General features: G+C 35.2%; 1 protein-coding gene. It reads right to left on the bottom strand.

Annotated features, from left to right (window positions below; all coding sequences use genetic code 11):
* Nucleotides 1-155 precede the first annotated feature (155 nt).
* Nucleotides 156-1655 carry a transposase gene (locus J2Z76_RS16455; protein ID WP_209513152.1) on the bottom strand — a complete coding sequence of 500 codons (1500 nt, stop codon included), beginning with the start codon at nt 1653-1655 and terminating at the stop codon, nt 156-158.
* Nucleotides 1656-1897 lie beyond the last annotated feature (242 nt).

The following is a 1897-nucleotide window of genomic DNA, read 5'->3' as shown; positions in this document are numbered from 1 at the left end:
AATAAGCTCTCGGAACAAGATGATGTTTGAAAATTAAATATTGCAATTTCACTAAAAAAGAACCTAAATTTTGAGGTAATACTTTAAGGTAAGTACAATAATTTAAAAAAGCGTATAGTAAACAAGCCTATTAATATGAGTTTTAAGAATCAGTATTAGGCTACTTGATTAAATATTATCTCTGATAGATTTAAAGAATCTTTTTTAACACTGTACCAAGCATCAATATGTTGGTTCATCATAATACAGTAAACACGGATGTACCACATCTTGGTAGAACGATGACGACCTGCTTCTAAATGATAATCAACCTTTTCCCTTTTGTTGGATCGTTCAATAGAAGTTCGTCGTTTATAAACAAGTTTCCACTTCTCAGATGAACGAGGAGTTTTAGGGAAAAGTCTAAGATTATCTTTAGAAAAAGTATGAAATGTCCGACCATATTTAGCGTTAGAACAAGGCTTTTTACAAGAAATTTTAGCTTTGGCTCCATAAGGACATCTCCATTTTTGACGATTTTGAGATTTATCATAGCCATTAGGTTTCATTTCTTTACCAATAGGGCAGATAGGAATACCTTTAGCAGAAATCTTAATATCACCCTCAGAACTAAAATTTTCCTTAGTTCTTGGGTTTAAATCAATAAATGGCTCTATGCCTTGATGATCTAATAATTCATAAATAGCTTCGGCATCATGAGCAGCATCAAGAAGAAACCTGTTAATTGTGCCTAAGGTAAAGCGTTGTGCGAATTCAATAGAACCAGTTACAAAACTAACTGAATCATGCCTTGAAGCAGGCTGAAGTCTTGGATATAGCGGCAAATCATACTTGCTGTCGCAAGCAGATATCATATACAAACTGTATCCATTGTAATATTTTTCTCTAGAACTATCCCAACCGGAGTCGCAGTCTGGCTGGGAAAACAAACGGGGATGATCGCACATCGCTATACCTTGGGCATAACAATCACAAGAAGGTTTACTTCTTGGAAAACTGGCTGTAACCAAAGGGGTACCATCACCGGCAACGCTAATAGAACTACGATTACCAAGAAGCCCTAAATTTGCAGACACATCAAGGATTTGAGATTGAAAGAATTCAAATAACCGGTCAGCAGGCAAATCTTTTTTCTTAGCACCACGATGAAGGAAGCGATTAATAAATCTTCCAACAATACCGGGATTCTTAGGAGCTAGTTTTTCTCCCTTTTTGAGTTTTTTCTTTTTCGATTTTTTACGTTTTCGTTTAGCTTTGGGTTTAATATTATCAGGACCAAAGTCCCATAAGCGATTAAAGAAATCATAAAAAGTTCCAACACCTGGAACATCACCGGGTTCAAAGCCGCTTAAAATGGCATAGAGAGGAACACGATGCAATTGATCAATCCATTTGGTAATACCAATTGTAGGGTTGGTGGATAAGAAAAGAAGATAAGATCTAAGCATAGAAGCAGGGTCACGGGGCAAAGGACCTTTGATGGAATAAGTATCACTAAGAAAAATAGTGATATAAGAAAGATCAGAAATCCATAACTTGGTGATAATAGGCCAATCGTTGATTACAAGAGTAAGAATACCATTGGAATAATGCTTCTTTAGCTGAGTTAAAACGAAATCTTGATAAGATTCATGAGCAACAAAAATAGGTTTCACAAATAACACTCCCATCACAGTTAGTAAGGAAAAATCCCTTCACGCTGATTATTAGGGTGTTTTCAAAAAGTCAAGTGTTTTTTTCAAAATTAACAAAAAAAATTTCAATTGGTTAATTGCAGGAATAGAAAAAGAAACCTGCATTAAAATAAAAAATCCTATTGCAAAATAGGAGGAAGTAAAAAAAGGGTGACAAGGTAAAACCTTGCACCGACTAACTCGGAGTATTCCGAGAGACTATT

It is taken from the genome of Sedimentibacter acidaminivorans (assembly GCF_017873955.1).
In the GTDB taxonomy this organism is placed as follows: domain Bacteria; phylum Bacillota; class Clostridia; order Tissierellales; family Sedimentibacteraceae; genus Sedimentibacter; species Sedimentibacter acidaminivorans.
The sequence above is the reverse complement of the archived record's forward strand: the minus strand, read 5'-3'. Positions and strand labels throughout refer to the sequence as shown.